We start from the raw sequence: 3,980 nt of genomic DNA, 5'->3' as shown, positions 1-3,980 counted from the left end.
CCATGCGCGCCATTTCGGCCGCCGGCATGAAGGTTGCCTTCATTCGTGATGTCACGCCCATTCCGCACAACGGTTGCCGGCCGCCCAAGCGCCGCCGCGTCTAACCGGCCTGCCCCGGCAGAGTCCGTAACGTAAGAGGTATTGATAAATGGCAAAATATACTGAAGCCAAGTGCCGCATGTGTCGTCGCGAGGGCTGCAAGCTCTTTTTGAAGGGCGACCGTTGCTTTACCGACAAATGCGCCTATGATCGCCGCCCCTATGCTCCCGGCCAGCACGGCCGCGCCCGCAAAAAGGTGAGCGAATACGCGGTGCAGTTGAGGGAGAAGCAGAAAACCCGCCGTATTTACGGCATTCTGGAGCGCCAGTTCCACGGCTACTTTGTTAAAGCCGACATGCAGAAAGGCGTTACCGGTACCAACCTGCTCGTGATTCTTGAACGCCGCCTGGATAACGTGGTTTATCGCCTTGGTTTCGCCAACTCGCGCAACCAGGCCCGCCAGCTCGTGCGTCACGGTGTTTTCACCCTCAACGGCCGCAAGGTGAACATTCCTTCCTTGCAGGTGCGTCTGGGTGACACCATTGAAGTGCCTGAAAAGAATCGCAAAATTCCCGTGCTCGCTGAAGCCCAGGAAGTTATCGCCCGCCGCGGCTGCCCCGCCTGGCTGGAAGCCGACGGCGCCGCTTTCAAGGGTACTGTCAAGGCCATGCCGCAGCGTGACGACATTCAGTTCCCCGTCAACGAGCAGCTTATCGTCGAACTTTACTCGAAATAACCGGGGGTTCGCATGCTTATCAAACAGGGCGAACGCCTTATCAATGCGCGCAACTGGTCCGAGCTTGTCAAGCCCGACCAGATTCTGCGCGAAGAAGAGACGGCCAGCGGCACGCACGGCAAGTTTGTCTGCGAGCCTTTGGAACGGGGCTACGGCACCACCATCGGCAATGCCATGCGGCGCGTCCTTCTGGCCTCCCTTCAGGGGGCGGCCTTTGTGTCGGTGAAAATCATCGGCGTACAGCACGAGTTCACCACCATCCATGGCGTGCTGGAAGACATCACTGATGTCATCCTGAACATAAAGCAGGTTCGCCTGCGCATGGATACGGAAGAACCCCAACGCCTGACCCTGCGCGTGGAGCGCAAGGGGCCGGTGACGGCGGCCGACATTGTCGCCAATCAGCACGTTGAAGTGCTTAACCCTGATCTGCACATCGCCACCCTCACCGAGGACGTGGTGCTGGAGATGGAATTGGAGGTCCGCATGGGCAAGGGCTATGTGCCCGCCGACATGCATGAGGGCCTGGCCGACGAGATCGGCCTCATCAAGCTGGATTCCAGCTTTTCCCCCGTGCGCAAGGTCGCCTATACGGTGGAACAGGCCCGCGTGGGCCAGATGACCAACTATGACCGTCTTCTGCTTGAAGTGTGGACCGATGGCTCGCTGACGCCTGAAGACGCCATTGCCTACAGCGCCAAGATCATCAAGGATCAGATCTCCGTATTCATCAACTTTGATGAACGGGTATCCGGCGACATGCGCAACGGCAGCGGCGAAAGCGGAGAAGTGAACGAGCATCTGTTCAAAAGCATTGACGACCTTGAGCTTTCCGTACGTGCTACCAACTGCCTGCGCAGCGCCAATATCGGCCTTGTGGGTGAACTGGTGCAGCGCAGTGAAGCAGAAATGCTCAAGACCAAGAACTTCGGCCGCAAATCGCTGGACGAAATCAAGGGTGTGCTTTTGAGCATGGGGCTTGACTTCGGCATGAAGGTCGACTCCTTCGACAAAAAATATCAGGAATGGAAAAGGAAGCAGCAAAATGAGGCATAGCAATTCCGGCAGGAAATTCTCGCGTACCCCTGCGCACCGTAAGGCCATGTTGCACAATCTCGCCAAGGCGCTGCTGATCCACGGCAAAATCCGCACCACGGAAATCAAGGCCAAGGAGCTTCGCCGGGTTGTGGAGCCTCTGATTACCCTTGCCAAGCGCAATGACCTGCACGCTCGCCGTCAGGCTTACCGTGTGCTGAACGATCATGCCCTGGTCAAGCGTCTCTTTGACGAGATCGGCCCTGTCTTCGCCGGCGTACCCGGCGGTTACACCCGTATTCTCAAAATGGCCATGCCCCGCAAGGGCGACAATGCCCCCATGGCTATTATTGAGCTGACCCGCAGCAGCGAAGCCGCTGCCGCCGAAGCCCCCAAAGCCGCCAAGGCCGCTTCCGCCAAGGAAGCCAAGCCCGCTGCTGAAGAAGCTGCGGCCAAACCCAAGCGTACCCGCAAACCCAAGGCCGACGAAGCTGACGCTGAAGCCGCCAAGGAAGAAAATTAGGCCTTCAGGCAAATATTCTTCACGGGTTTATGGCTATAGATATGAAAGGGCGCTACGGCGCCCTTTTTTATGCCTGTATTTCCTCTAGAGCAGATTAACTTTGAGAATATACATTCTCAAAGTTTAAGGCACGCTCACTTCGGCGTTTAACCGCGCAGATAAACTGCGCTTACGCCTCCGTAGCGAACGTCTGCTCACGCAGCCGCCAGAGCAATTTCAAAGTGAAATTGCTCTAGTTGCTTAAATGCCTCGGGATGGACACGCAATCCAGAGCAGTTTTATTTTTAAGATTGCTCTGGCGGTTGTTCGCGCTGCCGTCAAGGCAGGTTAAAGGCGAGATTGCCTTGGAAGTTGCTTTAGCAAATTGACAATTCCCGTTCCATTTTTTTGGGGTCAGCGGCCAGCCCTTTCTGAATGCTCTTGGCGAAAGCATCGGGGTAGATTTCTTCAGCGCCTGCCTTGATGCCTTCAAGAATTTCTTGCGCAACCGACTCGGTACTGGCCTTGGGCATCTCAAGGCCCGCTGTCATGCGGGTATCCACAGGGCCTGGATATACGCCGATAACCGCTGTTTTCTGTGTTGCGAGTGCCCCGCGCAAGCCCTGGGTAAGTGAGTGCAGGGCGGCTTTTGACGCGCAGTATGTGCCGATGGAGGGCATGTTTACGAGACCGATGACAGAGACGATGTTGACAATGCCGCCTCCTCCATTCCTGCGCAGAACCGGCGCAAATGCCGAGCACATGGCAAGTGTGCCGAAATAGTTGACCTCCATCTCGGCCCGCGCCGTCTGGAGTGAGCCGAGCAAACCGTTGCCCCCCATACCTGCATTATTCACAAGAAGCGTGATGTCTCCGCACGCGGCGACGGTTTTTTCAATATCGGCGGGATTGGTAATATCAAGCTGCACGATCTGGATGTTTTTGTTGCCGCGCAGTGATTCCAACGAGGCTTCACTGCGCGCGCAGGCATATACTTTTCTGGCTCCGGCAGCCAGAAAGGCATTGACCAGCGCCCTGCCGATACCACCGTTGGCTCCTGTTACAAGAATAGTCTGTTCATTGATATTCATTATATTTTCTCCGTGCTCAGCCTCATGCTGACTGTATTTTTACTGCGAACGGTCCGCAGGCTCACCGCAGATAATGTGACATTGCGAAACAACAGGCAGTGTCGTAGACAAATACGACCTTGTAAAAGTGCATTCTAAAGGTTTAGAGGACATGCGATTCGGTGCGTGCACCGCGCAAGGGCATAGCGTGCACCTTTGCTGCGGGCGACTGTTCAGGCAGCCGCCTGAGCATTTTCAAGGGAAATGGCTCCAGCCTGTTTTGTCTTCCATTACATAAGATGTATGGGGCTTGCCGGAATGTGTCAAATCGCCACAGTGCATGGTTTTCTTGGGCCGGCAACCGCGCGGTGACAAAAGCGGTTTTTCAATGCGCCAATATTGTTCGGGGGTTTTGACCTTTGTGCGGGAAGAGCGCATACTGCGACAGCAAATTTACGCAAGGAGACGCGCATGAAGCTTCTGGAAAAAGCCCGCGCTGCCGGCTGAGCCGCAAAACTTGCTCCAGGGGCCCTGGAGCGACTTTTGAACGGGCTGCCGCTTGGCGCCCGGCCGGATCTTGAAGCCCGCGTGCTGGCGG

General features: G+C 56.2%; 5 protein-coding genes. 4 read left to right on the top strand and 1 reads right to left on the bottom strand.

All coding sequences use genetic code 11. The annotated features are described in order from the left end of the window. The 4 genes from rpsK to rplQ form a co-directional block, all read left to right on the top strand. A partial coding sequence (gene rpsK, locus V6C16_RS08910) for a 30S ribosomal protein S11 (RefSeq protein ID WP_333543037.1) occupies positions 1–104 on the top strand: 104 nt, incomplete at its 5' end. Between the two features lie 44 nt (positions 105–148). Further along, entirely contained in the window at positions 149–775 is a 627-nt protein-coding gene (gene rpsD / locus V6C16_RS08905) for a 30S ribosomal protein S4 (RefSeq protein ID WP_012624318.1), read from the top strand. 12 nt (positions 776–787) lie between these two features. Then, positions 788–1,831, top strand: coding sequence for a DNA-directed RNA polymerase subunit alpha (locus V6C16_RS08900; RefSeq protein WP_333536765.1), 1,044 nt, complete (start codon positions 788–790; stop codon positions 1,829–1,831). Next, positions 1,821–2,333 carry a 50S ribosomal protein L17 gene (gene rplQ / locus V6C16_RS08895; RefSeq protein ID WP_333536766.1) on the top strand — a complete coding sequence of 171 codons (513 nt, stop codon included), beginning with the start codon at positions 1,821–1,823 and terminating at the stop codon, positions 2,331–2,333. The genes V6C16_RS08900 and rplQ overlap by 11 nt, the downstream gene beginning before the upstream one ends. Before the next feature lie 356 nt (positions 2,334–2,689). Here the strand turns inward: rplQ and V6C16_RS08890 are convergent, their stop codons facing one another. Further along, positions 2,690–3,403 (bottom strand): SDR family oxidoreductase, encoded by a 714-nt coding sequence (locus V6C16_RS08890; protein WP_333536767.1) that lies wholly within the window; start codon positions 3,401–3,403, stop codon positions 2,690–2,692. Between the last annotated feature and the right edge of the window lie 577 nt (positions 3,404–3,980).

Source organism: Desulfovibrio sp. 1188_IL3213 (genome assembly GCF_036763145.1).
Classification (GTDB): domain Bacteria; phylum Desulfobacterota; class Desulfovibrionia; order Desulfovibrionales; family Desulfovibrionaceae; genus Desulfovibrio.
Note: the sequence above shows the minus strand (reverse complement) of the source record. Positions and strands in the feature narration are given on the sequence as shown.